Below are 26,653 nucleotides of genomic sequence, written 5' to 3' on the forward strand. Positions count from 1 at the left end.
CGTCAGAACAACAGGCTTACCCTTAATTTATCAGTTTAAAATAATGCTTTCCAAATCTGTAACATGTTGTAAGATGTAATCTGGCTTGGCCACTTCAAGCTGCTCTCTGTTTTGAGCTCCACTAAGTACGCCAACGGTTATTCCACAGCCTGAATTTTTTCCTTCCATAATATCAATTTCAGAATCCCCTGCCTTTAATACCTGACTGGAATCGGTGATACCAAATTGGCTCATCGCCTTATGTATCATATCGGGATGAGGTCTTCCATTCACAACATCATCGGAGGTAATTAATGCATCCACCTGTACACCTACACTCCAGTTAAGCTTTTCCATAAGCTTACTTGCTGTTTTCAGATCATATCCTGTATTCAGTACAACCTTTATATTACGTTTCCTGAGTTGTTCAAAAAACAATTCCATCCCATTATAAGTTGTGATGGCAGACTCTTCATAAGCTGTTTCCAATGCAATCTTAAAATTGGCAAAAATCTTATCGGCCAAAGGTTTAATATCTGTTTCGTTAGTACAGGCACTAAGCACATCTGTAATTGCTGTATGTTTTTCCTTCCCGGCCCCGTATTGCAAAACATCTTCCAATGTAACCTCAAAACCTTCCTGGTTTATCCCTTTTTGTACAGTCTTATACACCAGGTTATCTTCATTCACCGTGGTCCCCGCCATATCAAGCACCACCATTTTTATATCACTCATCCTAAATCAATTATGTATCTGTTTAAAATTTTCTATGTCTTTATAGTTCAATAGCTATAGGCAACTACCTTCTTCTCGATTCGCCTGTTAAAATACCACGTAGCAAAAACTGAAAGTATGAGCAGGAGTGCGGCCGACTCCAGGTTAAGCCATATGAAAAAGTGTCCCCATGTTTGTTTATAGCCCACAACTTCCTTAAGTAGCAGTACGATTACCGTACCTAAATATCCGAGGGCATCGGCCAAATAAAACAAGAAACCAACATTACCTTTAAAACTCAGCAACGCAACCAATCGTTCAAAAACGAGGCAGTGAAAAAGTATATAAGGCAGGTAAACACCAATACCAGTTGCCACCATCCACACTACAGGTGATATGAGCCCCCGGTCAAAGAGCAACGTAAATACAATCATCATTATAGCTCCGGCACCGGTAAGCAACATCCCTGTTGTAAATGCCCGGTTGTTATTTCGGATAAGCACCCCTCCTGCTGCTATGATCAGAACGACGATCGCAACCGGGATCTCCGTCAGCGTTACAATGTTAGGCGAACTTGAATGCCCTTGCTCTGCCCAGAATTCAACCATAAAATTATCCCTGAAGTCCCTGACTACAGTAAGAAGAATGTAAATACCTACTAATCCAAAATAACCCACACCGTTGGTTTTTAGAAACTCTTTGCGGTCTTTACTATACATAGGTACCCGCTCAGTCCTCGCCTTAATATCGTTCTCATCCGGCCCCTTGCTTTTACTGAGTGCCCATACCGATAAAAGGAAGAATGGGAAAAATAACAAGCCCGTGTAAAATGGCATCGTATATTCACCCGTATTGAAGTCCTGCATAATCACTAAACCAACCGTTTTAACAAATCCTGTCGAGAAAATAAATGTAGCACTCAGAGCGGCAGCAAGCAGTTCCGTATTTTTTCGCCCCTCTATAAAAGAGAACACAATTCCAAAAACCATACCCAATGGAAGACCATTAAGAAATAAGGCAAGTATCTTCCATCTTCCCGGAACAACAGCAAACAATCCCAGCATCAATAAAGCAAAAGTGACAAAGATGATCAGCCATCTCGCCCTTTTCGACTGAGACATCTCTGATATAACTTTAATACCTAAAAATTTTGAAACCATATACCCTAAAACCTGGCTGATCACCAGTATCGTTTTCGCATCAATACCAAGACCGAAAAATAGAGTAGTATACTGTCCTGCCAAAAACGATTTGCGGACAGCATACATTCCGGTATAACATACAAATACTGAAACGACAATTGCAAAGGTAGTTATATTTTTACTATTTGTAAATCTATTAAGAAAGTCAGACATAGGTCAAATCATTTAAGCACAAAATTAATGCGATAAAAGACGATATATGTTAACCTAATATGAAATAATCATTAACAATATTTACAAATAGTAAAAAACAGAAAGCCGGTTTAAAAATCTAAGGATTATACCAAAAAGAGATTTCGCTCATATGACTCTCCACACTATTATCAAGGGTTTTTATAACCCGGATCCGGATATACCTTACCGGAGGGATCCCATCCGACAAACTAACTTTGAAAGGCGCTTTTCCGTCATCCGCCCTTTCCACTTCCTTAAGCAATGTCCATCCCTTTGCTAAGGACTGATCCTTCCACCCACTATCGTTACCAGGTAATGTAGTAGCAGCATTTGCAATATCAGCAATTCCCCATACCTCAAATTTAACCGGGTTATGGCAGGCACAGTCTGTTCTGCCTATTTCTTCAAAAGCTGTCAGCTGATATACATCCCCCAGATCAATTGTAAAATGATGAGGTAAATCACCTCCCTGGGTATGGTATATATTCGGATATCCACCACCCTGACCGTCCCAGATAGACGCGAAGTTTGAACCATAACCATCTCCTGCAACATCATTAGGCAGGTTTATCTTTTTCCAAAGTGATTTATCCAGAGAAACATTCTGAATACTCAAAGAATCTTTAGAAAGGACAACAAATGAATCTATAGCCAAAGGGACTGGCTTATAATACGATTGATAATAAATTTTAGTCCCGCTTTTTAAATCCTTTATGGTTATGGTTGAAACATCAGCCTTCATTTTAACCTTCATGACAGCGTCACTTGTATTTTTGTAAGTAAGCTCAGTTCCAAAATACCCATTGTCAGGCGTATTCCAGTCAATTGAAACCTCTTTGGCCTGACCATTATACCTAACCTGATTAATTGTCCGGTTAGACAAAGATTTTTGATAATTGAGCCCGTACACCCGTAAATTGTTTTTCTCAACAGCCGCCGACTTGTTTCCATTACCGTCAAAAGAATGAATAACAAAAGTATGAAAGCCTTCTTCCAGTCCTTCTATAAATGCCTTTATGGTATCTTTAGGATTGTGGGTTGTGGCAGTAAAGGCCAGCGAATCGGCCTTATTATTCCAATATACCAGGTATTTTTTAACACGTTGATCCGGACTGGCTGGCCACATCAATAATGCACGGCTATTTCCCGTTCTATAAGATACAGCTGTATCAATACCCGGATAGATTTTTTCACCATCAGGAATGAAAGAGTGATAATCATCCCATTTATTACACCCTGCTATGACCAAAAGTATAGCTACACTTAAAAGCTTAAGCTCCTTTATTTTTTTCATAATTATTATAGATTATCTATCTCCCCAAAAAGTTAATTCCATCATGTGAAGTCTGCCTGAATTAGACCAGTTTTCGAGACACTCAAACCGGATGTACCTGACTTCAGGAGCAGTTAAAGGAAAAACAAACTCCTCGCCTGCCCTCACATAAGTCAGATCTTCGGGTGTGTTGGTACCCAATGGGCTCTTAGAAGGTTTAACAGATTCACAATCCCTTAATTTTGTCCAGCCCGAATAGGACCCCAAAGGATCTGGATTTACACTACCCCACATGGCCCACCTTTTTGGATTACCCCAGGCATATAAAAGGCCATCCTCTCTTTGATAGATTTTGAAGCGGCTCAGTTTGACAACTTTTCCAAGATCGAAAGTAATTCTGATAGGCATAGGAATACCCTCTTCAGAATGGAATCCGGCATTCATGTTATTATCCCAAAGATTAGATACAACCCATCCGTACGCAGAAGGATTATCGCCCGGTAAATTATATTCTCTAAACTTAGTCTTATCCAATACCTTTTCGAACAAAGGGGTCGTCTCTGTCCACAGGGTATCAGAATAGTTATCAAAACCATCTCTGACAAACACGCCAAATTTCCGCAGCTTATTTTCAAACCCTCTGGCTACCACATTTCCCAATTCCGCAGAAGTGTATACCGTCTCCGCTGTGTAATACTCATTGTTACGGTTTAGTGTGACAATAGAAATCGCAATTTTCGCTTTAGAAGGATTTTCAAACTGGGTGGCAACCCCACCAAAATCAGTCAATAATTCCAGCGACGACAATACTGTTCTGAAAGGAGGAGTTCCCGGATTTACCTTTACCGTAATGGGTTCCGATTTTTCTTCGGAAGCGCTAACGGAATACAGCTGAACGTTATATTCTCCATTAGTATTAAAGCCGTCCACAGTAATTTGATTTTGATAAACAGAGGACTTTGCCTGTCGCTTTTTATGCGTAACCTTATTGATCTCATATTCAGCCATGATATAGCTGGGAGATATTCCATCTTTTTCTGCCGGAAGCGAATAAGTAATCGTTGCTCCGCCATCAAAATTAGTAACCGAAATATTGCTTACTAATCCGGGCTTACCCGCTTTTGCATTAATCGGTTTTTGTGTATCTGTTTTTGTACAAGACACAATGAGTAACCCTAACAAAAACATGGAGTTCGCCAGCAATTTATAGTTATTTGTTATCTTTTTCATACCATTCAATTAACTGGTTTTACCAACCAGGGTTCTGTACAAGGTTTTTGTTTGTAATGATTGCATTTTCGGAAATTGGAAAGAAGTAATCCCTTTGTTTAAAAATAGAAGGATATAGGAACTGAACACGATAGTATGTTTCGGTTGTGGTGCCTAAAATATTCCATCCGCTAAGCGGCTGACTTAAAAAAGTGGCTGCAGTTTTCCAACGCCGGATGTCCCAGAATCTTTTACCCTCCAGGGCGATTTCGATCAGACGTTCACGTTGGATTGCTTCCCTTAGCCCATCTTTAGAAAGAGGTTTTGATGATTTAGTTGAATGCGCAGCATAAGATGATACGATGCCATCTAAGCCTGCCCTTGTCCGTACCAGATCCACATATTTATAAACATCTGATGAAGGCCCTGCTGATTCGTTCAATGCTTCAGCATACAATAAATATAATTCCGAAAGGCGCATAATAGGCCATGGATAATCTTCTATCGTATAGCTATTGCTCGCAAAAGTTATAGAATTGGCATAGTTAACCAGTTTTTTAGGGAAATAACCACTAATATTGAAATTGGTGCTATTTCCTGTCCCTGCTGTTTTCCCAAGTTTATGCTCTACATAATAAGGATTCTTATCATTAAGCTGTCCGCTGCCATACCATACCCCACCGTCAAAGCCCAGGTTTGCATAAAACCGTGGTTCTCTGTTAAAATTAATTTCGGCTGTAACGGTCCCTTCTTTAATATTAAACCTGTTATCCGCATCTCCCGTTCTCAATTTTGTAAAGCGTTCGGTAAAATTGAATGACGGATCTTCCTCAATCGGAACTCCGTTTTTACTATAAAAAAGTTCTGCGATTTTTATAGGTACTGCCAGATTCTGAGATATGGCACTCACATAGCCCACCGGAGAAAGCTGTGCCTGTGCATTTGCCTGCAAACCACGATATCCTCCCGCCGAATAAGAATTAGAGCCGCCCCAAATAATCTCAGTATTCCATTTCTCAGTAATGGCCCCTCTCACGTTCATCTGGGTGAGGGTAGTATCGGATAAATTGTAAGTGTTGGTACGGGGCGTAAAGTAATAGAGTTTCATCCCGACAGCGTCACATGCATCAATCGCAATTTTACAGGCCGCTGCCGCCTTATCCCACTTCTCTTTAGAGAATACAGGGTTCATTAACTGGGTTCCATTACTATTTTTAAAGTTTGCATAGTCCGCATTTCCATTAAAAAGTGGACTTGCAGCGGTAACCAATACTTCCGCTTTTACACTCAGCGCTATGTTACGGGTAATCCTGCCCAACTCAGAGGCTTCACTCATTAATACAACCGGAAGATCAGGACTTGCTTCATCCAGTAGCTGAATGATGTAATTCACCACCTCGTCTGCAGGATCTCTGAAAACCCTCACCTCTTCAACAGAACTGGAAATCGGCTTATTTGTTTTTATAATTGGAATTGGGCCATACATTCTTAATAGATAATAATGATAATAGGCCTTTAAAAACTTTACTTCAGCAACCCACCTCTTTTTTTCGTTTGGGGTGATGTCAATGATCTTATCTACATTTTCGAAAAAAATATTGCAGTCCCGCAAAGCTCTAAAATATGGTTTTCCACCATTGTCGCCATCCCAATAATTTCCATATGGAGATACCACATTCTGCTTGCCCATCGGGATAGCGAACAGATTCGGATTTAAATCCCCGGAATAATTAGTGGGATAGTTAACCACATACTCATCCCCTCCCATTATTCCTACATTGGAGGCTGCATCTCCAAAATTAGGCAGGTAACTATAACAGGTGAACAGGAATTTCTCTGCTTCATCGCGGTTCCTGAAAGCATAATCAATTGTAGCCACATTATCCGGCACAACATCCAGATATTTTTTGCAGGAAACCAGTGACATCAGACTAAAGAGTACAACTGGTATATATTTACTTAAAATAACTTTTTTCATACTTAAATTATATTTTGACTATCAGCCTTTCCAGGCATTCTAATTGGTTATTAAAAATTAATATTTAAGCCCAGGTTAAATACCTTTTGAACCGGATAGCCTAAACCATTTCCTCCCATTTCAACATCCCACAACTTAAAATTGCTGATCGTTGCCAGATTGGTTCCATTCACATAAACCCTGACACTTTCCATCCTTATTTTTTTCACCAGGCTCTTCGGCAGTGAATAACCCAACTCAACTGATTTTAACCTCAGAAATGCTCCGTTTCTCATAAACCAGGAGCTGGTTTGGTAATTGTTATTGTTAAATTCATGTGTGGCCGAAAATCTGGGCCACATCGCATACAGGTCACGGTTCTCTTCCGACCAATGACTATTGGCATAGGCTTTCAACAGCGCATTTTCACCAATCGCATAATTAGCATTGTCAACAAAAGGGGCCGTCGCTCTCGTGTCAATCCAAAATGACTCCCTGCCCACACCCTGCGCAAATGCAGAAAAATCAAATTGCTTGTAGCTTGTTGAAAAACCAAAACCATATACAATTTCAGGAGAGGTAGGTAAACCTAAAGGAACCCTGTCTAATGTAGTAACCTGCCCATCTCCGTTAACATCGGTATATTTGATATCTCCGGCACCATAAGGCCCGAAATTTTGTTTGGGTGCATTCAAGGCATCTTTTTCATCAATAAAAAGACGTTCTGCAATATATCCCCAGTTTTGACTAAGTGATTTACCTACATGACTAAGGTAAGGTGCATTTGGATATTCCGGTTCTTCATAAATGGTAAATTTACTACCGGAATAAGTCAGGTTACCGCGTAATGCAAATGAGAAATCGTTGCTCACATTTACATTATAATCTACCGAAAGATCTACCCCTGATGCCTTGGAAGCGCCAACATTAGCAAATGTAGCCGCAGATAAGCCCATGGTACTCGGGACAGACGAGCGCTGCATTAAAATGTTCGTCCTATCCTGACGCCAGTATTCAGCAACCACATTAAAGTTATTATTAACACTTACTTCGAGCGCCAGGTTCAGTTGCTTTGATTTTTCCCAGGTAATGTCTTTATTTTCATAGGCATAAATGGAGATTCCCGGTCTGTAGTAAGCACTATTGTTATAACCAAAAGACGCCCCCTTTCTCGAGTCATTCATCTCTACATTGGAGAGGTAAAAAAAACGTTGGTCTTTATTACCAATAGCATCATTTCCCACCAGTCCAAAAGATCCTCTCAACTTAAATTTAGTGATCACCGAAGCTAAACCAGACCAGAATTTTTCGTTAGAAACCATCCATCCTGCACCAATAGTTGGGAAAAAACCAAATTGTTTGTCCTTATGGAACCTTTCCGATCCATTATACCCAAAATTAAACTCTGTAAAATATTTATCATTAAAATTATAGGTTACCCTTCCTGATACTCCGGTATTGCGATGGGGAAGTGAAATTTTAAGATCTGCAGCGCTTGGGTCAAGGCTCTGCTCGAGTGTAGAGATCAAACTTGCAGAAACGTTATGTTTACCAAAAGCGCGGGAATAATCCATAGCAGCCAGAATGTACAAATAAGAAGTGGCCTGTCTTGACCCAGGCTGATAATTTAAGTACTCTGTGGGATTATTGTCCCTGTTCAGAAGAGATAAAACGTATTGATTTGAGGCCGCATCCCATAAACCAACGTTATAATAATATGGATTATAATTCCGGGTAATCTCGAAAGAAGAATAGCGGTTTGTACTTCCAATAGTCCGGAAAGATAAACCAGAAACAATAGCCCCCAGGTCCTGAGTGAATTCGAGCTGCGCAAGCATCCTGGAAGTGGAAGACTGCCGGTATCCTTTAACAAGGTCGGCATATGGGTTTATGTATTGTCCGCCTACACCTGAGTTACCAAACAAAATATGCTGGGTATACCTGTTAGCGCTATCCGGCTCATAATAGGCGGGGAAAGCCGTTGAGCTAGCCTGAATAATCTTATTGTATATTCCGGTACCACCATCGATCGGTCCATTATAATCATCAAACGTACCTGAAAGCCTGACAACCATTTTTGTAGTCGGCGTTAGGTTAACATTTACATTGGAACGAAGGAGATAGGTATTTAAACGGATGTTATTATTAAAATTGTTAACCTGAGGTACGTTTAGTATCCCGTTATCCCGGTTCAAACTCCCGGAAACATAATATTGTGCGACAGCACCACCTCCACTTACACTTCCATTGAACCTTTGGTTCATTGTATTTTTCTTCAATAGCATTTTTTGCCAGTCTACCCGGGGATATACATAAGGGTTGTCGCCGGCAATAGTATGATCGATTTGACTCGCGGTGTAACGTTCGTTCAGATCTCCCCTGGTCAGCTGAGCTTCCCGATACATTTTCATATAGGTAATCGGATCTGAGAGCTCTATATTTTTAGTCGGCTCCGAGATTGTATTTTCCGCCCGGAAGTTTACTTTGGCCTTACCTTCCTTCCCCTGCTTTGTTGTAACAAGGATTACCCCATTCGCTCCTCTTGCCCCATATAAAGCTGTGGCGCTGGCATCCTTTAACACCGAAAAGCTGGCAATATCGTCCACCTGCATCCTGGCCAGATCGTTAGCTGTAAGCTCGATGTTGTCAATTAGTATCAGTGGGACATTGTTCACCCCAAATGTGGTAATCCCCCTTATAAAGAACTGGGCGTTATCCGCACCTGGCTCTCCGCTGCGCTGATAAGCGATCATTCCGGCAATGCGTCCGGCAAAGGCTGTTGTTAAGTTGCTTGAAGGCACCTTTAACTCCCCGGGTTTGATACTGGTAATAGATGCAACTACACTTGCTTTTTTTTGCGTCCCGTAAGCCACTACCTGCACTTCATCCAGTGCCGATTTCTCCTCATGAAGCGTAATGTCAATAGTGCTCTTGTCTGCTAAACGCTCTACAGCTACAAAACCTACCATCTTAAAGACGAGAACAGCCTTAGGGGGAACCTGCAAAGAATAACGCCCGTTTTTGTCCGTACTGGTTCCAATACTACGTTTGTCCTTAACATACACCGATACACCAACCAGTGGCATCTTGAGAGAATCCAGCACAACTCCCTGGACTACCGTATCCGCGCGAACGGCCTTCTTTAAATCAGCCTTCCTTACAGGTACAACAGCCTCTTCTTCAGTAGGCAATACGGCGATGATCCCGCCCGATAAATTAAAATAAAGTTTTGATTTAGAACTCAGTTCCCTAAGCAACTGAACCAAGTTCCGCTCTTTTTTAGGGAGATCAATAAGTTGAACATCATTTATATCCTTTGGGCTATAGGAGAACCGAAAACCCGACAGGCTTTCAATTTTCGCAAAGACCTTCAGAATTGGCTCACGCTTGAACCCAATCGAATACAGTTTATCTTTCGTTACAGCCTGGGCCTCTGCACCAATCACCAGAGACTGGCAAAAAATGGTAAAAAACAGTATCGAAAAGTAAAAGAAAACGCAAGATCTGGGTAGATTTTTTTTTCTCATAATTTAACTATGGTTTAGGTTTATATTGGTTTTTATGGCTTATTGGGACCGGGTAAGAAAACTATTTTTTGGTCCCTGATTTCCCAGCTGACCTGATTGGTGAAGCTGATAGAGTTGAGAATAGCTGATAATGACTTTTTAGAATAATCTCCTGTCAACCGTTTAAACTGGCAGTTGCAGGCACTTAAATCAATTTGAACCCCGTAAAATAATTCCAGTCGGTTAACAATTGCTTTCATATCAGAATTGTTCAGGTCCAGTTTAAATTCTGTAAGATCTTTCAACTGCTCATTATCAATTTTTCTCTTCTGGGTTTTCAAGGTTGCGTTATCGACAACCATCGTTGTTCCGGGTTCAAGAAATGCTTCAGTTTTACGCGTCGGTTCATTTACTTTTACTTTTCCTGCTACTAATAATACAGAGGATAGGTTCCCCTTTTCAAAGTCACGCACGTAAAAAGCAGTACCTATGGCGGTAGTTGTAGTATGTTTGCTATAAACAACAAATGGTTTAGCCTTATTTGAAAAAACTTTCAGATAAACCTGTCCGCTAATAGCGATTTTCCGGTCATCACTATTGAAATCTTCTGAGATAATGAGTTTACTTCCGGGATATAAGATTGCCTCTGTACCATCGCTTAGCTTGATTAGATTGCGTTCAGTAAAAGGAGTGGTTATCGTTTTACCTTTTATGTCATTGAAAGCATATTCTTGCTTTGGCGCTGAGTTCCGTAAGAAAAATATAATTCCCGCGATCAGAAATAGTGAGGCCGCAATGCCTGAAAATAATGTTAAAGCAGATCGTTTATCCGTCCTAAAATTATACCTGGATTTTTGTTTAGGGTTAACCTCATAGAATCGTTTTTTAAACGCACCCAGTTTTGCCTCTATTAGTGATTCCGGCATTTTCCCGGTAAGCAATAAGACCATTTCCTTTGCCTGGACATAAACAATCTCATCTTCGGGGTTATTCTCAATTCTTGTACTCCATGGATCAGATTGTTTAACGTCATCATTCAGACAGTGATCAATAAAAGACGGATCTGCCAGGAGTCCCTCTATAGTAGGTTTAGATTTGTTCATAGTTTACCACGTTACTATGACATAGTGTAAACTAATTGAAATTTCTACCTGTTAATTTTCATCTTTTTTTCAAAAAAGACATAACCAACTGAAAACAAGGGAGAAAAAAATAAGAAATTAAACCCGCAGTAGTATCATCAGCACACTCAAAGGCACTTTCAACTCATTTTTCAAGGATGATAAAGCCTGATGAACATTATTATAGATTGTCTGAGTCGCCAATCCTGTTATTTCAGCGATTTCCTCACACTGAAGGTTATCATAGAATTTATATATAATAAGTTGTTTTTGACGTGCAGTCAACTTATTTATGGCATTAAAAATCAGCACCCGTCTTTCTTCTTCAACTTGTAATTGCACAATATAATCTACAATGGACTGCTCATACAACTCAGTTTCAGGCACAAGAATTCTTGCATCAATGTTCTGCTGGCGAGTGATTTTGCGACGTAAATAGGTAAAAAGATAACTCTTAACATTTGAGACCGGCCGGAGGCTATTTCGGTTCTCCCATAACTCTAAAAAGACCTCGCTAATTGCATCCTCTACATCCTCCTTTGCGCGGGACAATGAAAATCCATAGTTAAAGAGTGGATTAAATAATTCTCTATACAAATTAAAAAGGGCCTCCTCCTGCCCCTTTCTTAAATCAGACCAATGCAGTTCTAAATCGCAAAAATAATTTTCAACCATTACCAATATCTTAAAACACTGAACAAAAATTATTGTAAGAGATTACACTCTATGATCCGGACTTCTATATAAATACTCAAACAATATCTGTAACTTTTTTGGATAAATTATTAAATATTATTGGCATACTAATGTATTTTTTTGTCACCCCATGGACATTCAAAATAACGCATTAAAAATGAAACAGGAAGTTTAAATTTTCGATTTTATTTTCTTTACTTTGTCTGATTATTAACCTCCTATCTATCTATGCTACGCTCAGAAGAAACCCCAAAAATTAAAACAATAAACATCTCTGAATTAACAACAGGCTCAATTCTCGCAAACCTTGGTGAAGTCTTAGAAATTGAAGAAAAGGAAGACTACTATAGTCTCATCATTTCACGAATGCAGGAAAAACAGGTATTTAAATTCAACAAGCTGACGCCGTTGATTATAATAGATTAACTTACAAAAAGCCTAAAAAAAGGGCGTGCCATAAATTCATGGCACGCCCTTTTAAACATAAATTAAAGCTAACTACCAGCCAGGGTTCTGAACAACCAATTTATTCTTTTCAAGCTCGTTATAAGGAATTGGGTAAAGATATTGCTTCGTTTCGAAAACACGTCTTTGAACAATTGTCCGCTGAAAGAAATCGGTCGGATCGCCATCCATATTCATCCCGTAAAAATCTCCACCTTGCCTGTCTTTTCCATTAGGGTTTTCAGCAATCATCCATCTTCTCACATCAAAATAGCGCTGACCTTCGGTACAAAGTTCAATCCTGCTCTCTCTGCGTATAGCTTCTCTTTGCAGGGCCTGATTACCAACTATCGTTACATTTAACAATTCCAGTTTTGGTAAACCAGCACGCTCTCTTACTAAATTTACATACCTCAATACATCCGGGTTGCCAGGTTCTACTTCATTTAAAGCTTCTGCATATAACAAATAGAATTCTGCCAATCTAAAAACGATAGACGGCCTGAATACAGCAGCAACACCAGGACTGGTCTTATGTACCTTTCTACTAAAACGTTTATAAAGTAAATAGCCGCTTATGGTAGACTGACCACTTCTATCATTTGGAGAACCTTTGTAGAAATTGATTTCCCTATTAGTAATGTGCCATTTCCTACCCGCAAAAAATACAGTATTATAAAAGCGCGGTTCTCTATTGATCCACATGTTAGAGACATTTACACCATTATATGGACTTTTACCTGTCTCCGTGTATAAGGGCGAAGCGGGCAAAAACCCGGAATTATTAATGGGCAAACCATCTTTCATATAAAAATCATCAACCAGCTCTTGCAGCACTGCAGTACTTCCCAATCCGTTGGGTTCGCTTCTGGGGGTCGACCGACGATCCAAAGCATCACCATCCATACCTCCCCATCCAGTTTTTGCTGTAGCCCAGATAATTTCTTTGTTGTACACCTGAAATAAATCGTAAACTGATTTTTCCGGATCTAAAATTCCGTTTGTAAATGCTTTATAAAGCTCATAATTACCCTGTTCAGCAAAATTGATCAGTTCTTTAGTCGCGGCCAGCGCCTTATTCCATTTGGTCTGGTCTTTTGCCGGGAACAGTTTCTTACCATCTTTATTGGTTGTGTTTAAGGCCGGAACATATTCACCGTTCAACAACGGACTGGCGGCATACATCCATAATTTCGCTTTTACAGCCAGTGCAACACCTTTAGTAGGATTAGCCAGAAAAAGTTCATCTGTAATTGCAGCTTGCGGTAACAATGACATTACACCGGTAAGTTCCTTATCAATAAACGCGACCACCTCATCAACGGATTGTCGTTCTAAATCTAATTTTCCGGTAGGCTCAACAAAGCCTGTTACAATCGGGACCGGTCCATATTGTTCAAATAACAGGTAATGGTAATATGCCCGCATAAACAATACATTGGCTTTAAGTTTTTTAAACTCGGTGTCGTCCAACATATCAGCATCTGTACCTGTGGCTGGTATCGGCTTTGCCTTTTCCAGGAAAATATTGGCCTGCCTGATCAACTGGTAAAGCATATCCCAACGCTGAAACCCCATACTAAGCGAGTTTTTTGGCGAAATATTGTAATTTACAACATCTCCAAAACCCGTAGCAATTTCGTCTGACATACCCGTCCATGGATTACCAATACCACTGGCCCCGATAATAGCAGAATAATCTGCCACACCAGACATCACATTGGCATACCAACGCCTGGTATAGGCCGGATTTTCGAACACCTGATCTGTTGAAGTAAGGCCTCCCGCCAATTCATCAGATACATCTAAATAATTTTTCTTACAGGACACTAAGGCCGCGAACATGAAAAATATAAGGATTGATAAACTAAATTTCATCTTTATGTATTTTAAATTCTATTTAAAATGTGAACTCTAAGCCAAAGGTATAGGTGCTTGGAATCGGGTAGGGATTGTCATTAACATTCGCCCCGGTTTGCTCCGGGTCATAATATTTAACATCATCCCAAACAGCCAGGTTATAGCCCATTCCATATATCCTGGCTGATTGGATCTGGAATTTATTTAGCCATTTTTTTGGCAGGTTATAGCCTATTTCTACATTCTTTAACCTTAAAAAGCCTCCATTTCTTAGCCAATAAGTACTGGCTACGGTATTGTTAGCATTGTTAACATTAGAGCTGTGCAACCTTGGCATTAAAACATCTTTTCCCTGGTTAGCTTCAGTCCACCTGTTTAAAGCAAAAGTCCTGTAGTTAGACTGATCCACTCCCCATGTAAAAGGGTGCCAGCCTTCTCCGATTACCGAACCAAAAACTACAGACGCATTTGCGGTTCCCTGAAAGAAAGAGCTTACATAAAACCCTTTGTATTCCACATTCAACCCAAATCCATAAACAATTTCCGGGTTGTTAGGATTACCTAAGCCACCTTTTTGACGGTCGAACTGATCAATTTTGCCATCGTTATTTAAATCCTTGTACTTAATATCACCTGGGCCTAATCTTCCTCCCAAAGATGGTACAGGCAAGCCCGGTTTTAGCGTATAAGATTTTGTACCATTAGGATTATCTATTGCAGTGAAATCATCGGCAGAATAAAAACCATCAGCGATATACAGCGTTTGTTCGCCAACTCTTGTACCTGTAAAAGCCATCCATGGATAAGGCGTTTTTAACTCATCATATTCGGTAATTTTATTGCGTGCATAAGTAAATGTACCCCTTGTGCTGAGCTTAAAAGCTCCAACCTCATGTCGGGCATCTAAACTGGCGTCGAAACCACCGTTTTTTACTTTACCATAGTTTTCCCAGGGGGCAGTCCTAAATCCGGCAACCCCAGGTATGGTCCTTCTTTGCAATAAAATGCCCGTTCTCTCTGACCTAAAATAATCGGCCACGATTTCTATTTTATTATTCAGAAAGCCAATATTTACACCATAATTCTGTTTATCTTCAATTTCCCATCCTAAATAAGGAGCTTCAAAACGAGATTCAGTTATGCCGGCAGCATATCCATTAGTACCTCCTGCACTTGTCATACCCTGACTAAAGCTTGCCCCCGCAAAGTTATATTCCGGTCTGTATAAAAATCTGGCACCTCCGGTATTGTCATTTCCTGTACGGCCGATTGAAGCCCGTAATTTCAAATTAGAAACCACCTGCCTTAAGCCTTCAGGATAAAAAGATTCGTTAGACAACTGATAACCCAGTCCCAAAGCAGGAAAAAATCCAAAGCGGTAATTTTTAGCGAAGGCCTCACTACCAGTGTAACCAAAATTACCTTCAACAAAATAACGGTTTGCGAATGCATAAGTTAACCTGCCAACCAAACCTTGTTTTCTAAAAGCAAGTGCCTGATTATGCTGCTGGGTTTCTTTTTGCATATAAAGTGCCATTGCACCAATGGTATGTTTTCCAAAAATCCTGTTGTAATTTAAGGACGTTTCTATATATACTTTTTTCGTGGCGTTATTATTTTCAGTCGGTTCTCCCATATCCGGACTGCCGGAAAAAGTCTTGGAAAATATCAGCTTTCCATTAGCATCCCTTCCTGTTGCATTGTACCTGCTCGGATTATAGCTTCTTGCAGAAGTGAATGTTCCGTCGTAATCATAACTTACATTACCTTTGAATACCAACCCATTGGTAACAAAATCCAGCTTTTGGTTTAAACGAACATTAGATTGTATACCGCTTCTCCACTCTTTTGCATAACCAGAGTTCATTAACATATTATATGGGTTACGCATCTGCGAATCCCGCTCCTGGAGGAATGTAGCGATGGTGCCATCACTGTAAACGGCAGGGAAAGCATGCGGGGGTGTAATCAGCATTTGTCTGAATATTGTGCTTGTTCCCACGCCAGGATAATTTGTCAATAAATATTGTCCGCTGAGATCCACACTAACGGTTGTAGACTTGGAAATATCTAAATCAATATTACTGCGGAGGTTAAATCTTTTCAAACCGATATTGGTATCGTATTTTTCTCCGGGATCATCTTTAAAAATACCATTTTCTCCGAAATAAGCACCAGATACGAAATAGCGGGCTTTTTCGGACCCTCCACGTACATTTAATGTATACCTGTGATTGTCTGTTCTTTTTCTAAGCATTTCGCTCATCCAATCGGTACTGGGATACAGGTCCGGATCTATATTATTTCTATAATTAGAAATGAGTTCATCACTGAATCGCGGAGCGATCCCATCGTTAGACAAAGCTTCATTAAATAAAGTTAAATAATCGGCCGATCCTACAAATTCAGGTGTACGGGTTGGCTGTGCGATGCTATGTTCTGTTCTGAAAGAGATTACCGGTATTTGTGTTTTACCTCTTTTAGAAGTGATTAATATTACACCATTGGCACCTTCTGCACCATAAACGGCTGTGGCCGCAGCATCCTTTAATACCGAAAAAGTTTCAATCTCATCGGGTTCAATATCGTTAATACTTCTCGGTACACCATCCACCAAAACCAGTGCTGCACTTCCACCGGCAAACGTACTTACACCACGGATCCAAAACTCAGAATTATCATACCCGGGTTCTCCTGAACGTTGTATGGCAATTAAACCAGAAACCTGTCCCGCAATGTTATTGGTTAAACTTCTCGTCGGAAACCTTAGCTGTTCCCCTTTAACAGTACTTATTGAACTCACTACACTTTCCTTTTTTTGCGCTCCATATCCAACTACCACTACATCGTTGAGTTTATTCTCCTCACCTGTCATGATCACATTGATATCATCAATTCCTCTAACAGCAATCCGTTGTTTTGCATAACCAATATAAGAGAACTCCAGGCTATCTCTTAAATCTGCTTCGATACTATATCTGCCTAAATTATTGGTTTGAGCAGTAGTGCTTTTCCCCAACACCTTCACAGATACACCTGGAATCGGCAAACCCAGCTGATCTTTGACAAGTCCGGAAATTTTAAGCCAGAGTGCTCCTTTCTTTACCGGGGCCTTTATTTTCTCCTTTACTACAATAGTTTTCGAATCTATCTCAAAAGTAAAAGGTTGATTTAGAAAGCAAAGTTGCAAGGCTTCTTCCAAATCAACATCCTTCACATTTATAGAAACAGGTTCTGCATTCCGGATATTGTTAGAAATCACCATTAAGTTGTAGCCGGTTTGTTTTCTGATAGACTTCAGGATATTCTCTAAAAGTGCTCTCTTTTCAATAAGGGTAACCTTTTTTTGGGCATTGCTTTTTGCATTTACCTGCATTAATCCCGCTATTAAAATAATAACTATTAGTTTCATAGTTAGTATAATTTTATTACGCGCACTGTGATTACAGTACAATTTAAAATTGTAAATTTTCATACATTTGAATAGTTTGGTTTAGGAAGATGAAAGGGGGTACAAACCCGGCTCATCTTCAGTTTCAGATAAGAATTATTGATGTAATTAAATGTCTAATCCAAATTTATTGACCAGGGGCACAGCCATGCTCCTGGTTTTTCAATCTGATTAAATCTAAAAAGTAGATTAAGGCATAACCAGTATCCTCCTTCCTTTCAGCTTAAATTTAAATTTGTCCGTTTTCTCCAAAATATCTAATACTTCCGCAAGGCTCGTGCTTCTGGAAACCGCACCTATCATTTCAACATGGTTCAAATGTCCATCGTAAGAAATATCCACGTCATACCATCGCGCAATTTTTCTCAAAATCCCTTCTAAGTTGTCATTTTCAAAAATAAAGAAGCCATTTTTCCAGGATACCACCTCCTCTACATCCACATTTTTCACCTCAAACCTGTTACTGCTTAATATCGACTGCTGCCCGGGTTTTAAAATCTTGCTTACTGAGGCTGAAGTAACACGTACAGATCCCTCAAGCAACGTCGTCTTTGCGATCTTATCATCGCTATAGTTACTCAGGTTGAAATGAGTACCCAAAACCTCTATTTCATCCTGTATTCCGGAAGACGATACTGAAATTACTTTGAAAGGTTTGCTCTTGTCTTTTGACACTTCGAAATAAGCTTCTCCACTCAACTCAACTCTCCGCTCATTAAAACCAGCAAATGTTTGCGGAAACTTCAGTGATGATTGGGCATTTAGCCAAACCCTCGTACCATCCGGAAGATTAATCCTGTACTGCCCTCCTCTCGGCGTTTCTAAAATATTATACTTAAAATGTTGTTCAGCATCTGGAGCTGAATTTTCTTTTGTCACCGTATATATTAATTCACCTTCTTTTGTTTTGACGATTTTTATTCCTGATTGATTAACCAGTTCCCCGTTCTTAATATCAGACAACGATAATTTAGAACCATCGAACAAGGTTAAAATTGCCTTATTACCACCAGGCTGAATATTATTAACGAAGCTAATCGCAGTCCTACTGTTATTGTAAGCATTTATAAGAAAAAATATGGCAGCTGAGAGTGTTAAAAAAATTAATGCGGCTGCAGCGTATTTATGAAAGGACTTCGTTCTTAATCGCTCCATGCGCCCAGGAGTCTCTATGATTTCGCTATTGATGATCAGCGCCAAACGCTTATCCAAACGCTGTCTGATTTTTTCGTCAATCTCGCCTTTAACATCTTCCTCCAACACCGAGGAAATCAGCCCCAGATACAATGCCTTATGCTCGTCATCATTTACATTGTCCAGAAAATTATCCAGCTCCTGTGCAGAACAACGGTTATTTAACAAATTATAAAACTCTTTTGAGACGATCTTCTTCATTGTCTAAAGCTTTCTTTCAGTAAAGACGCTTCAAAAAAAAATATGGGGGGGATGTGAATAAATTATTTTTCGTTAAAAAGTATAAATAAAAATATACCTACTGAAACATCAAGGTTATTCAATAGATATTCTTTAACCAAATGATTTGCCCTGGCGAGATATTCTTTAACAGTATGTGGCGATATTCCCATTTCTGCAGCAGCCTGTTTATAAGTATAGCCCTCTATTCTGCATAATTTATAAACCTTGCTTTGCTGCTCCGACAATTTACTTAAGGTCTGCTCTAATGCTTGTTCACTTTGCTTTAGATGCAATGCTTCTTCAATGTGAGAATAGTGTTCGGTTACAATAGCCTTAAAGCGTTCATACATTTTTTTGTCACGCTGTAGTTTTCTAAAAAAATCATAGACCAGGTTCTGCCCTATTCTATACAGATAGGATTTGAAATCAACGTTTACTTCAATAATCTCCCGCTTTTGCCAAATTTTAACAAACAGCTCCTGAACCAGTTCTTCAGCCATCTGCTCATCCTTTACCATTTTTAATATGTTGACGTACATTTTAAAACTGTACATCTCATAAAGTTCAGTAAATGCAGATTGACTACCATTTCTAAGGTCAGCCAGCAAATCCCGTTGGTCAATATCTTCTTCTTGCTGCAAAGCCATTAGAATGTTGAGGTTATGTGTAGGTTATAGCCAAATATAATTACTTATATGTAATATAGTCTATAATTTCTCATTAGGCTTACTGGCAAACACCCCATATGGATAACCGCATAGCTCGGGGCGTATCCTTTTCCTGATCTTAACTTTAGCTTAACACCTGCATTATACCTTTGAGGCATGTATAATGCCATTGATACTGACGACAAATTACTTCTTGGGTTACAAAAAGGAGATCAGTCGGCCTTTAAGGTTTTATATGACCGGTACTGGAAAGAAGTTTACAAGATGATATACCGCAGGCTAAACGATGAAGAGGCCGCTAAAGATATTGTCCAGAACATTTTTGTAAATCTATGGATTTCAAGAAAAGCCATCAGTATTGAAAATACCCTTGCCCCATATTTAAATACAGCTGCGAAGAACAGGACCATTAGCTTTTACAAAAAGAACCTCGCAGACTTCTCCAGGAACAGCACCTTTCAGGATGATCAACAGCAACATTCTATTGAGCATAAATTAGAAGCAAAGGAACTGAATGCTTTCTTTAAGGAAGAAATTGAGAATATGCCCGAGACAATGCGAAAGGCATTTGTGTTGAGCAGGGAAGAAAACAAGTCCATCCGTGAAATTGCTGCAGAGCTTTCTTTATCAGAACAAACTATAAAAAACAACATCTCTCAGGCTTTGGAGCGACTTAAAAAGAGAACAAAAAGATATTATTCGGACCCTACAAGCCTTGCCACGCTGTTTGCAATCACCTTAACAAAACTTTAACGTATACATAACCGGCGCTTAAAGTACTTTTTGACTTTGGCGATGATGAGTTAGTATATGGGTAAGACAAACACTAACGTAAAAAAAGATTTAGACCAACAGGCCACAGCCTGGTTCTACAAAACAGATGACAAACTTCCCTTTGACGCTTTTGGAGACATAAATAAAGAGAACCGGATTAGAAATGAAATCTTTAATCAGGTTAATAAGGAAATAAACCAGCGTAAAAGCATTAAGCTATTTTTTGTAAAGGCTGCAGCAGTTCTGATACTTGCGGCTTCAATAGGTGTTGCTGTATACAGACCTGCCAATACACCCGAAGTAAAGAATAATCAGACCTGGACTACCTATAGCAGTCAGCCTGGAGAAACAAAAACCATCATCCTCACAGATCAGTCGGAAGTTACTTTAAGGCCCGGAACAAAGTTATACATACCTGCAACATTTACTACCGACAGTAAGCGCGTGGTGAAACTGGAAGGTGGAGAAGCTTACTTTTCAATTGCCAGAAACCCTAAACGCCCTTTTCTTGTTCAATCCGGACAAATTACAACACAAGTATTGGGAACTGCATTTAACATTAAAAACAAATCGGATGCAAGCGAAATTGAGGTCGCTGTATCACATGGAAAAGTACAGGTCAATGATCAGACGCATCGCCTGGCTTATCTGACCAAAGGAGAGCTCATCAGGTTTGACACCAGATCAGGCGCTTTTAAACTTGACCACATCAACACCAGCTATGTAGCAGCATGGAACAAGTCGGCCATAGAACTTGACAATGTATCCTTTAAAGAGCTGGCCTACATATATAACAGCCGTTACAGCACTGAACTTTTGGCTCCCGATGTAGAGCTAGCGCAATTGAGGTACACCCTGACCATCCGCAAAACAGACGATGCCCAGCGCATTTTAAAAATCATAGCAAAAATTCACGGACTTCATACAAGAACTGAAAATGGAAAAATAATACTGTATAGATGAAAAAGAGACTACTGTTACTGGAACTAACAGCAGCCTCTATATAGGATGCCAAGGGCATCGCTATTTAAAAAATTGAGTTATTCAACATTTTAATCAAAAATAGGAAACCATCATGATTTTCCAAATTATAAAATCACGATAGCCTGTCACCATCATTACCGTACAAAAAAATAGAAAATGAAAAAAATTATACATTCTATATTCAAGATATCGACTGTACTAGGCTGCTCTATGTTATTTCTCTTTTTAACGACCAGTCAGCTTTATGCAAAAAACTTATTCAGCCAGGGTATCTTAAAACAAAGGATATCTATTTCCTTCGATAAAGAAAACCTGGAAACAGCGATTCAGAAAATTAAAAAGAAAACAGGCCTGAACTTTGCCTACGACCCACAAGCGTTAAACCTTAAGAAAGCCGGGGTTAGCAATGCTGCCTTTAGAGACGAACCTTTGGAGCACATCCTTCATAAATTACTAACGCCATATGCCATTTCGTACCAGGAGTATGAGAATTCAATTGTACTTGCAAAGAGTAAGAACATTACCGGCGTAGTAACTGATGCCCATACAAAAAGTACCATTCCGGGTGTAAGCATCAGGGTTAAAGGAAGTACACAGGGTACGGTATCAGATAACAAAGGACATTACCAGCTAAGTGTTCCGGATGAAAAAGCAGTACTTGTATTTGCTTTTGTAGGCTATGCATCTAGGGAAGTTACAGTGGGTGACCGTCAGGTGATCAACATTGCTTTGTCTGAAAATGACAATAAACTAAACGAGGTAATGGTTACTGCGCTGGGAATTACCCGTGAGGCCAAATCCATAGGTTTCTCTGCCCAGAAGGTGGATGGGAATCTGTTACAGGAATCACACGAGACTAACCTCTTGAATACACTTAGTGGCAGAGTCGCTGGTGTACAAATCACCAATGCATCGGGCGGTGTAGGTGCTTCGGCCAACATACAGATTCGCGGACAAAACTTCGTTAGCGGTTACAATTACAACAACTCCCCTCTTTTTGTGGTAGACGGGGTACCGGTAAGTAACAACAACGAGCAATCTACCCGCGCCTATACAGGCAGACAGGATTACAACAATCCGAACTTAACCAACGGTGAAGGAGAAGTGGATTATGGTAATGCTGCAGGAGAGATCGATCCCAATGACATCGAATCGATAACGGTATTAAAAGGTCCGAATGCGGCAGCACTATATGGATCGAGAGCCGCTAATGGCGTTGTACTCATTACCACCAAATCTGGTAAAGGCACTAAAGGTGTTGGCATTTCTTTTAACTCGCAGGCCAGCTTTGAATCGCCATTAAAATTACCTGATTACCAATACAAGTATGGTCAGGGTCGCGATGGGCAGTATGCTTATGTAGACGGAATGGGTGGCGGCACCAATGACAACATCATGGAAAACTGGGGCCCTGCAATGAACGGTCAGCTGATTCCTCAATTCGATTCGCCAATAGATCCGGCAACAGGTAAACGTATTCCTACACCATTTGTGGCTTATCCTGATCAATTAAAAGACTTTTTTGTTACCGGGCAGACTTACACCAATAACTTATCAATTGCCAGCAGCAATGATAAATTGAATTTCCGCTTGTCGTATACCAATGCGGAGCAGACCGGTATTGTAGAGAATACCGGCTTAAGTCGCAATACCCTGGGTTTAAATGCAGGTTACAACATTACCCAAAAGCTGAAAGTAGATGTAAACATGAATTATGTAAATACAGCCAGCGACAACAGAACTAGTTATGGTGCAAAAAATGATGATGCCATCATGAAAATTTTCCTGTACATGCCTAGAAACGTTAATGTAGAAAGTTTGAAGAACTACTGGTTGCCAGGTTCATCAAATACCTTACAAAATACACCTATCTATAGTCCAAACGGAGCAAGACTAAACAACCCTTACTTTGTGGCCAATGAAAACCTGAACGGTAATAACCGCGATAGGGTTTATGGCAACGTAAAGTTGAGCTATGACTTTATGCCGAATTTAAAACTGATGGTAAGAACGGGTCGTGATTTTTATAACGACAAGCGTACCATGAGACATGCGACTTCTACTGCACAGTTTGTAAATGGATACTACCAGGAAGATGATGTCTATTTCCTGGAAACCAACCACGACTTATTACTATCGTACGATACTAAATTTAGCAGCGACTTTACCTTTAACGCAAACGCCGGAGGGAACCTGCTTACACAGAAATCTAAAAGACTAGGTGCTATTGCTGGTAGATTAGCGATCCCTAACGTATACAACTTGTCTAACAATGCCATTCCAATTGTAGCGGGGAATACTTATCAGGAGAAAAAAATAAACTCCATTTATGCGACAACCCAATTGGGCTACAAAAACGTAATGTTTTTAGATTTAACAGGTAGAAACGACTGGTCGAGTGCTTTACCAAAACAGAACAATTCTTATTTCTACCCATCTGCCTCACTGAGTGTGGTGGCATCAGAGTTGTTTAACCTGACTAGTCCGGCAATAAGTTTTCTGAAATTAAGAGGAAGTGTTTCTTCTGTACGCAGAGATCTTGAACCATACCAAACGGCGGCAAACTTCCAGATTTCCCAGGGATGGAATGGTGAAACGGTAGCTGTTCACAACAATAACTATCCGAATGCGGACATCCGTCCGGAAAAGGTAGATTCTTATGAATTTGGTTTCGATTCCCGCTTTTTAAATAACCGTATCGGTTTGGATGTGACTTATTACAAAAGTACCACCACCGATCTGATCATCCCTGTTACTTTGAACCCTTCGGCAGGTTACGATACGAAACTGATGAATGTGGGTAAAATGAATAACCAGGGACTAGAGGTAATGCTGAATGCTACACCTCTTAAGTTTAAGGACTTTAGCTGGGATATGTCGGTTAATTTCGCCCTAAACCGCAACAAGGTAATCTCACTGGCTGAAAACATCGGGATTTCCCGTATTCGTCAGCTGGAAAGATGGGCATCACTGGAATTACGGACCTTAAATACCAAGGGTGACGGTTCCTTCGGTTCTCTATACGGAGATTACCTGATTTACAATAATGCAGGCTTAACCCATAAAAATGGTTTGCCACAGGAAGAAAATGGCGACTGGGGTTTTCTGGGTAACGTAAACCCTGATTATACAGCTGGAATCACCAATAACTTCAGGTACAAAAAGCTATCCCTGAGTGTATTGTTTAGCTTGCAAAAAGGTGGTGTGGTACATTCCCGTACTTATATTGAAGGGATTAACGCAGGTAGTTTAAAAGAATCTTTAGTAAACCGCGATGCAAATGGTGGTGGAAACATGATTGGCGGCGGTACTGATATTGACACTGGTAACCCAAATGCCACAGAAGTAACGGTAAGAAACTACTGGCGCGCCTACTATAACAATGATGCCATTGCAACTTTCGATGCTTCTTACCTGAAATTAAGAGAAGTTAAATTAAGCTATGCATTGCCAAATTCGTTGTTGCATAAAATAGCTGTAAAAACAGGTTCCATTTCTGTTGTTGGTCGTAACCTCTTGCTTTGGTCGGACGTACCAAACATTGACCCGGAAGTTTCGGCTTATGACGGTCAGTTTCAAGGTGTAGAAGCGATGTCCCTTCCTTCGTTAAGAAGTATCGGTTTTGCACTTAACCTTAATTTCTAAATCCTTTTAAATTAAATTCTATAAACATATAGCAAATGAAGAAGTTCTCTATAATAACCGGTGCTATGCTCCTATTGCTCAGCTCCTGTGGTAAGTTTGAAGAAATAAATGTGAACCCCAATAATCCGGCTACAGTACCTGCCGAGATGCTGTTACCGCCAATTATTGCGAGTGCCGCAAATGCGATGAACGGTAGTGGCACACGTGCCGGCCAATATGTGCAACACCTGGCCTGGCTGGGGGGCACCAGTGAAGAAGATGGAAGATATAACCTGACAGGTGCTTCGTACAGAGAGGAATGGAATGGCCCGATGCGTTTAATTAAAGATGTAAACCAGCTGAAAGATATAGGTGCCAAAAGTAACCTTCCTCAATATGTTGCCGTAGCATCAGTTCTTAAAGTATATATCCTTTCATTAATGTCTGATGCCTATGGTGATATTCCTTACGATGAGGCTGGGATGGGGAACGTGAGCGGAATGGAGTTTGCTCATTTTCAGGCGCAGCAGGACGTATACGGACTAATGCTTAAGGACCTGGAATCCGCAAATCAGCAGTTCAAGAACCTACCTGCAGGGACGACAGTGAAAAGGGATATTCTTTTTGGCGGTAGCATTAATCGCTGGAGGAAGTTTGCTAATTCACTTAAAGTACGAATCCTGATGAGGCAATCTGCCAAAATAGATGTTAAAGCAGCAGTTACCACCATATTTAACAACCCTGCAGAATATCCCGTGTTTGAGGGTAACAGCGACCAGGCTACATTGACCTATAACAATGGTACAGATTTGTATTACTGGTTTATTCAAAACCCTCCAGCGGATGGTAGTGGTGTAGATTTTGGTGGCAACACCAGGATAAGTGATGTAATGGTAAACCTGTTGAAAAGCAAGAACGATCCAAGGCTGACTATCTTTGCTGCGCCGACCAAGAATTCTTATCTCGCGAACGCAGCAAATGCCGCAAAACCTTTGGAGTATAGAGGTCAGCGTGCCGGATTAAGCAATGCAGAACAGAAGGCTGATTACACCAGTACTGGCCTAAACAAAGATGATTATTCCGTAATAGGCAAGAGAATCCGTAAAGAAAACCGGGCGTTTTTAATGACTTTCACGGAACTCATGCTATTAAAAGCGGAAGCCATTCAACGCAATATGGGTGTGAATGGAACAGCAGCAGAAGCTTACCTGGCAGCAGTTAAGGCTTCATTGGAAAAATGGCCTGCAGTTGGATCAGCAACACAGTCGGAAACGCCATATATCTCTGAAGAACAAAAAAAGGCTTACCTGGATCAGCCTTCGGCGGGACTTTCTCCTGTAAATCCAACACAGCAAATTGCCGAACAACTATGGATAGATGCTTATCTGAATGGTTATGAAGGATGGGCTGGATGGAGAAGACTGGGATATCCTCAATTGGCTCCAGGGCCTTCTGTCTTATCTCCAATACCGGTTCGATACGTATACTCGGATAATGAGCAGAACAATCCAAACCTGATTCTTTGGGTACAACAAAATATGGGTGGCAAAATGCCGACACATAATACTAAAGTTTGGTTTCAGCCTTAACCGCTGATCAGT

The 26,653-nt window shown here is 40.2% G+C and carries 17 protein-coding genes; 5 read left to right on the plus strand and 12 right to left on the minus strand.

Features of this window, described 5'->3' with window-relative positions:
- Window positions 1-30: 30 nt before the first annotated feature.
- From R2Q84_RS18140 to R2Q84_RS18175, 8 genes are all read right to left on the minus strand, one after another.
- Window positions 31-714, minus strand: coding sequence for a phosphonatase-like hydrolase (locus R2Q84_RS18140; RefSeq protein WP_316817999.1), 684 nt, complete (start codon window positions 712-714; stop codon window positions 31-33).
- A 47-nt stretch (window positions 715-761) separates the two neighbouring features.
- Complete coding sequence (locus tag R2Q84_RS18145) at window positions 762-2,048, minus strand: DUF5690 family protein (protein ID WP_316818000.1); 1,287 nt, start codon at window positions 2,046-2,048, stop codon at window positions 762-764.
- 118 nt (window positions 2,049-2,166) lie between these two features.
- Window positions 2,167-3,363 carry a DUF4998 domain-containing protein gene (locus R2Q84_RS18150; RefSeq protein WP_316818001.1) on the minus strand — a complete coding sequence of 399 codons (1,197 nt, stop codon included), beginning with the start codon at window positions 3,361-3,363 and terminating at the stop codon, window positions 2,167-2,169.
- A gap of 12 nt (window positions 3,364-3,375) precedes the next feature.
- Window positions 3,376-4,572 carry a DUF5000 domain-containing lipoprotein gene (locus R2Q84_RS18155; RefSeq protein ID WP_316818002.1) on the minus strand — a complete coding sequence of 399 codons (1,197 nt, stop codon included), beginning with the start codon at window positions 4,570-4,572 and terminating at the stop codon, window positions 3,376-3,378.
- Between the two features lie 19 nt (window positions 4,573-4,591).
- On the minus strand, window positions 4,592-6,529 hold the full coding sequence (locus R2Q84_RS18160) for a RagB/SusD family nutrient uptake outer membrane protein (protein ID WP_316818003.1): 1,938 nt from the start codon (window positions 6,527-6,529) through the stop codon (window positions 4,592-4,594).
- Window positions 6,530-6,579: 50 nt separating this feature from the next.
- Window positions 6,580-10,035, minus strand: coding sequence for a TonB-dependent receptor (locus tag R2Q84_RS18165; protein WP_316818004.1), 3,456 nt, complete (start codon window positions 10,033-10,035; stop codon window positions 6,580-6,582).
- A gap of 32 nt (window positions 10,036-10,067) precedes the next feature.
- Window positions 10,068-11,117, minus strand: coding sequence for a FecR family protein (locus R2Q84_RS18170; protein WP_316818005.1), 1,050 nt, complete (start codon window positions 11,115-11,117; stop codon window positions 10,068-10,070).
- Window positions 11,118-11,234: 117 nt separating this feature from the next.
- Window positions 11,235-11,810, minus strand: coding sequence for a sigma-70 family RNA polymerase sigma factor (locus R2Q84_RS18175; protein ID WP_316818006.1), 576 nt, complete (start codon window positions 11,808-11,810; stop codon window positions 11,235-11,237).
- A gap of 249 nt (window positions 11,811-12,059) precedes the next feature.
- Between R2Q84_RS18175 and R2Q84_RS18180 the strand changes: the two genes are divergently transcribed.
- Window positions 12,060-12,257, plus strand: coding sequence for a hypothetical protein (locus R2Q84_RS18180; protein ID WP_316818007.1), 198 nt, complete (start codon window positions 12,060-12,062; stop codon window positions 12,255-12,257).
- A gap of 72 nt (window positions 12,258-12,329) precedes the next feature.
- On the opposite strand, the gene R2Q84_RS18185 is transcribed toward R2Q84_RS18180, so the two are convergent.
- The 4 genes from R2Q84_RS18185 to R2Q84_RS18200 all read right to left on the minus strand — a co-directional run bounded on the left by R2Q84_RS18185 (window position 12,330) and on the right by R2Q84_RS18200 (window position 19,649).
- A complete protein-coding gene (locus tag R2Q84_RS18185; RefSeq protein WP_316818008.1) occupies window positions 12,330-14,153 on the minus strand; it encodes a RagB/SusD family nutrient uptake outer membrane protein in 1,824 nt (607 codons plus the stop codon).
- 22 nt (window positions 14,154-14,175) lie between these two features.
- On the minus strand, window positions 14,176-17,547 hold the full coding sequence (locus tag R2Q84_RS18190; RefSeq protein ID WP_316818009.1) for a TonB-dependent receptor: 3,372 nt from the start codon (window positions 17,545-17,547) through the stop codon (window positions 14,176-14,178).
- 228 nt (window positions 17,548-17,775) lie between these two features.
- Window positions 17,776-18,981 carry a FecR family protein gene (locus tag R2Q84_RS18195; protein ID WP_316818010.1) on the minus strand — a complete coding sequence of 402 codons (1,206 nt, stop codon included), beginning with the start codon at window positions 18,979-18,981 and terminating at the stop codon, window positions 17,776-17,778.
- Between the two features lie 62 nt (window positions 18,982-19,043).
- Entirely contained in the window at window positions 19,044-19,649 is a 606-nt protein-coding gene (locus R2Q84_RS18200) for an RNA polymerase sigma factor (protein WP_316818011.1), read from the minus strand.
- Between the two features lie 177 nt (window positions 19,650-19,826).
- Between R2Q84_RS18200 and R2Q84_RS18205 the strand changes: the two genes are divergently transcribed.
- The 4 genes from R2Q84_RS18205 to R2Q84_RS18220 all read left to right on the plus strand — a co-directional run bounded on the left by R2Q84_RS18205 (window position 19,827) and on the right by R2Q84_RS18220 (window position 26,641).
- Window positions 19,827-20,423, plus strand: a complete 597-nt coding sequence (locus R2Q84_RS18205; protein WP_316818012.1) for an RNA polymerase sigma-70 factor — start codon at window positions 19,827-19,829, stop codon at window positions 20,421-20,423.
- 57 nt (window positions 20,424-20,480) lie between these two features.
- On the plus strand, window positions 20,481-21,407 hold the full coding sequence (locus tag R2Q84_RS18210; protein ID WP_316818013.1) for a FecR family protein: 927 nt from the start codon (window positions 20,481-20,483) through the stop codon (window positions 21,405-21,407).
- Window positions 21,408-21,584: 177 nt separating this feature from the next.
- Window positions 21,585-25,073: a SusC/RagA family TonB-linked outer membrane protein gene (locus tag R2Q84_RS18215; protein WP_316818014.1), complete on the plus strand. Its 3,489-nt coding sequence runs from the start codon at window positions 21,585-21,587 to the stop codon at window positions 25,071-25,073.
- Between the two features lie 35 nt (window positions 25,074-25,108).
- Window positions 25,109-26,641: a SusD/RagB family nutrient-binding outer membrane lipoprotein gene (locus R2Q84_RS18220; protein WP_316818015.1), complete on the plus strand. Its 1,533-nt coding sequence runs from the start codon at window positions 25,109-25,111 to the stop codon at window positions 26,639-26,641.
- Window positions 26,642-26,653: the final 12 nt, after the last annotated feature.

This window comes from Pedobacter nyackensis, assembly GCF_032678475.1.
In the GTDB taxonomy this organism is placed as follows: Bacteria; Bacteroidota; Bacteroidia; order Sphingobacteriales; family Sphingobacteriaceae; genus Pedobacter; species Pedobacter nyackensis_A.

What these genes read in the sequence shown, in the direction of transcription:
- R2Q84_RS18140 (WP_316817999.1), bottom strand. Translation starts at nt 714, where the DNA reads ATGAGTGATATAAAAATGGTGGTGCTTGATATGGCGGGGACCACGGTG.
- R2Q84_RS18145 (WP_316818000.1), bottom strand. Translation starts at nt 2,048, where the DNA reads ATGTCTGACTTTCTTAATAGATTTACAAATAGTAAAAATATAACTACC.
- R2Q84_RS18150 (WP_316818001.1), bottom strand. Translation starts at nt 3,363, where the DNA reads ATGAAAAAAATAAAGGAGCTTAAGCTTTTAAGTGTAGCTATACTTTTG.
- R2Q84_RS18155 (WP_316818002.1), bottom strand. Translation starts at nt 4,572, where the DNA reads ATGAAAAAGATAACAAATAACTATAAATTGCTGGCGAACTCCATGTTT.
- R2Q84_RS18160 (WP_316818003.1), bottom strand. Translation starts at nt 6,529, where the DNA reads ATGAAAAAAGTTATTTTAAGTAAATATATACCAGTTGTACTCTTTAGT.
- R2Q84_RS18165 (WP_316818004.1), bottom strand. Translation starts at nt 10,035, where the DNA reads ATGAGAAAAAAAAATCTACCCAGATCTTGCGTTTTCTTTTACTTTTCG.
- R2Q84_RS18170 (WP_316818005.1), bottom strand. Translation starts at nt 11,117, where the DNA reads ATGAACAAATCTAAACCTACTATAGAGGGACTCCTGGCAGATCCGTCT.
- R2Q84_RS18175 (WP_316818006.1), bottom strand. Translation starts at nt 11,810, where the DNA reads ATGGTTGAAAATTATTTTTGCGATTTAGAACTGCATTGGTCTGATTTA.
- R2Q84_RS18180 (WP_316818007.1), top strand. Translation starts at nt 12,060, where the DNA reads ATGCTACGCTCAGAAGAAACCCCAAAAATTAAAACAATAAACATCTCT.
- R2Q84_RS18185 (WP_316818008.1), bottom strand. Translation starts at nt 14,153, where the DNA reads ATGAAATTTAGTTTATCAATCCTTATATTTTTCATGTTCGCGGCCTTA.
- R2Q84_RS18190 (WP_316818009.1), bottom strand. Translation starts at nt 17,547, where the DNA reads ATGAAACTAATAGTTATTATTTTAATAGCGGGATTAATGCAGGTAAAT.
- R2Q84_RS18195 (WP_316818010.1), bottom strand. Translation starts at nt 18,981, where the DNA reads ATGAAGAAGATCGTCTCAAAAGAGTTTTATAATTTGTTAAATAACCGT.
- R2Q84_RS18200 (WP_316818011.1), bottom strand. Translation starts at nt 19,649, where the DNA reads ATGGCTTTGCAGCAAGAAGAAGATATTGACCAACGGGATTTGCTGGCT.
- R2Q84_RS18205 (WP_316818012.1), top strand. Translation starts at nt 19,827, where the DNA reads ATGTATAATGCCATTGATACTGACGACAAATTACTTCTTGGGTTACAA.
- R2Q84_RS18210 (WP_316818013.1), top strand. Translation starts at nt 20,481, where the DNA reads ATGGGTAAGACAAACACTAACGTAAAAAAAGATTTAGACCAACAGGCC.
- R2Q84_RS18215 (WP_316818014.1), top strand. Translation starts at nt 21,585, where the DNA reads ATGAAAAAAATTATACATTCTATATTCAAGATATCGACTGTACTAGGC.
- R2Q84_RS18220 (WP_316818015.1), top strand. Translation starts at nt 25,109, where the DNA reads ATGAAGAAGTTCTCTATAATAACCGGTGCTATGCTCCTATTGCTCAGC.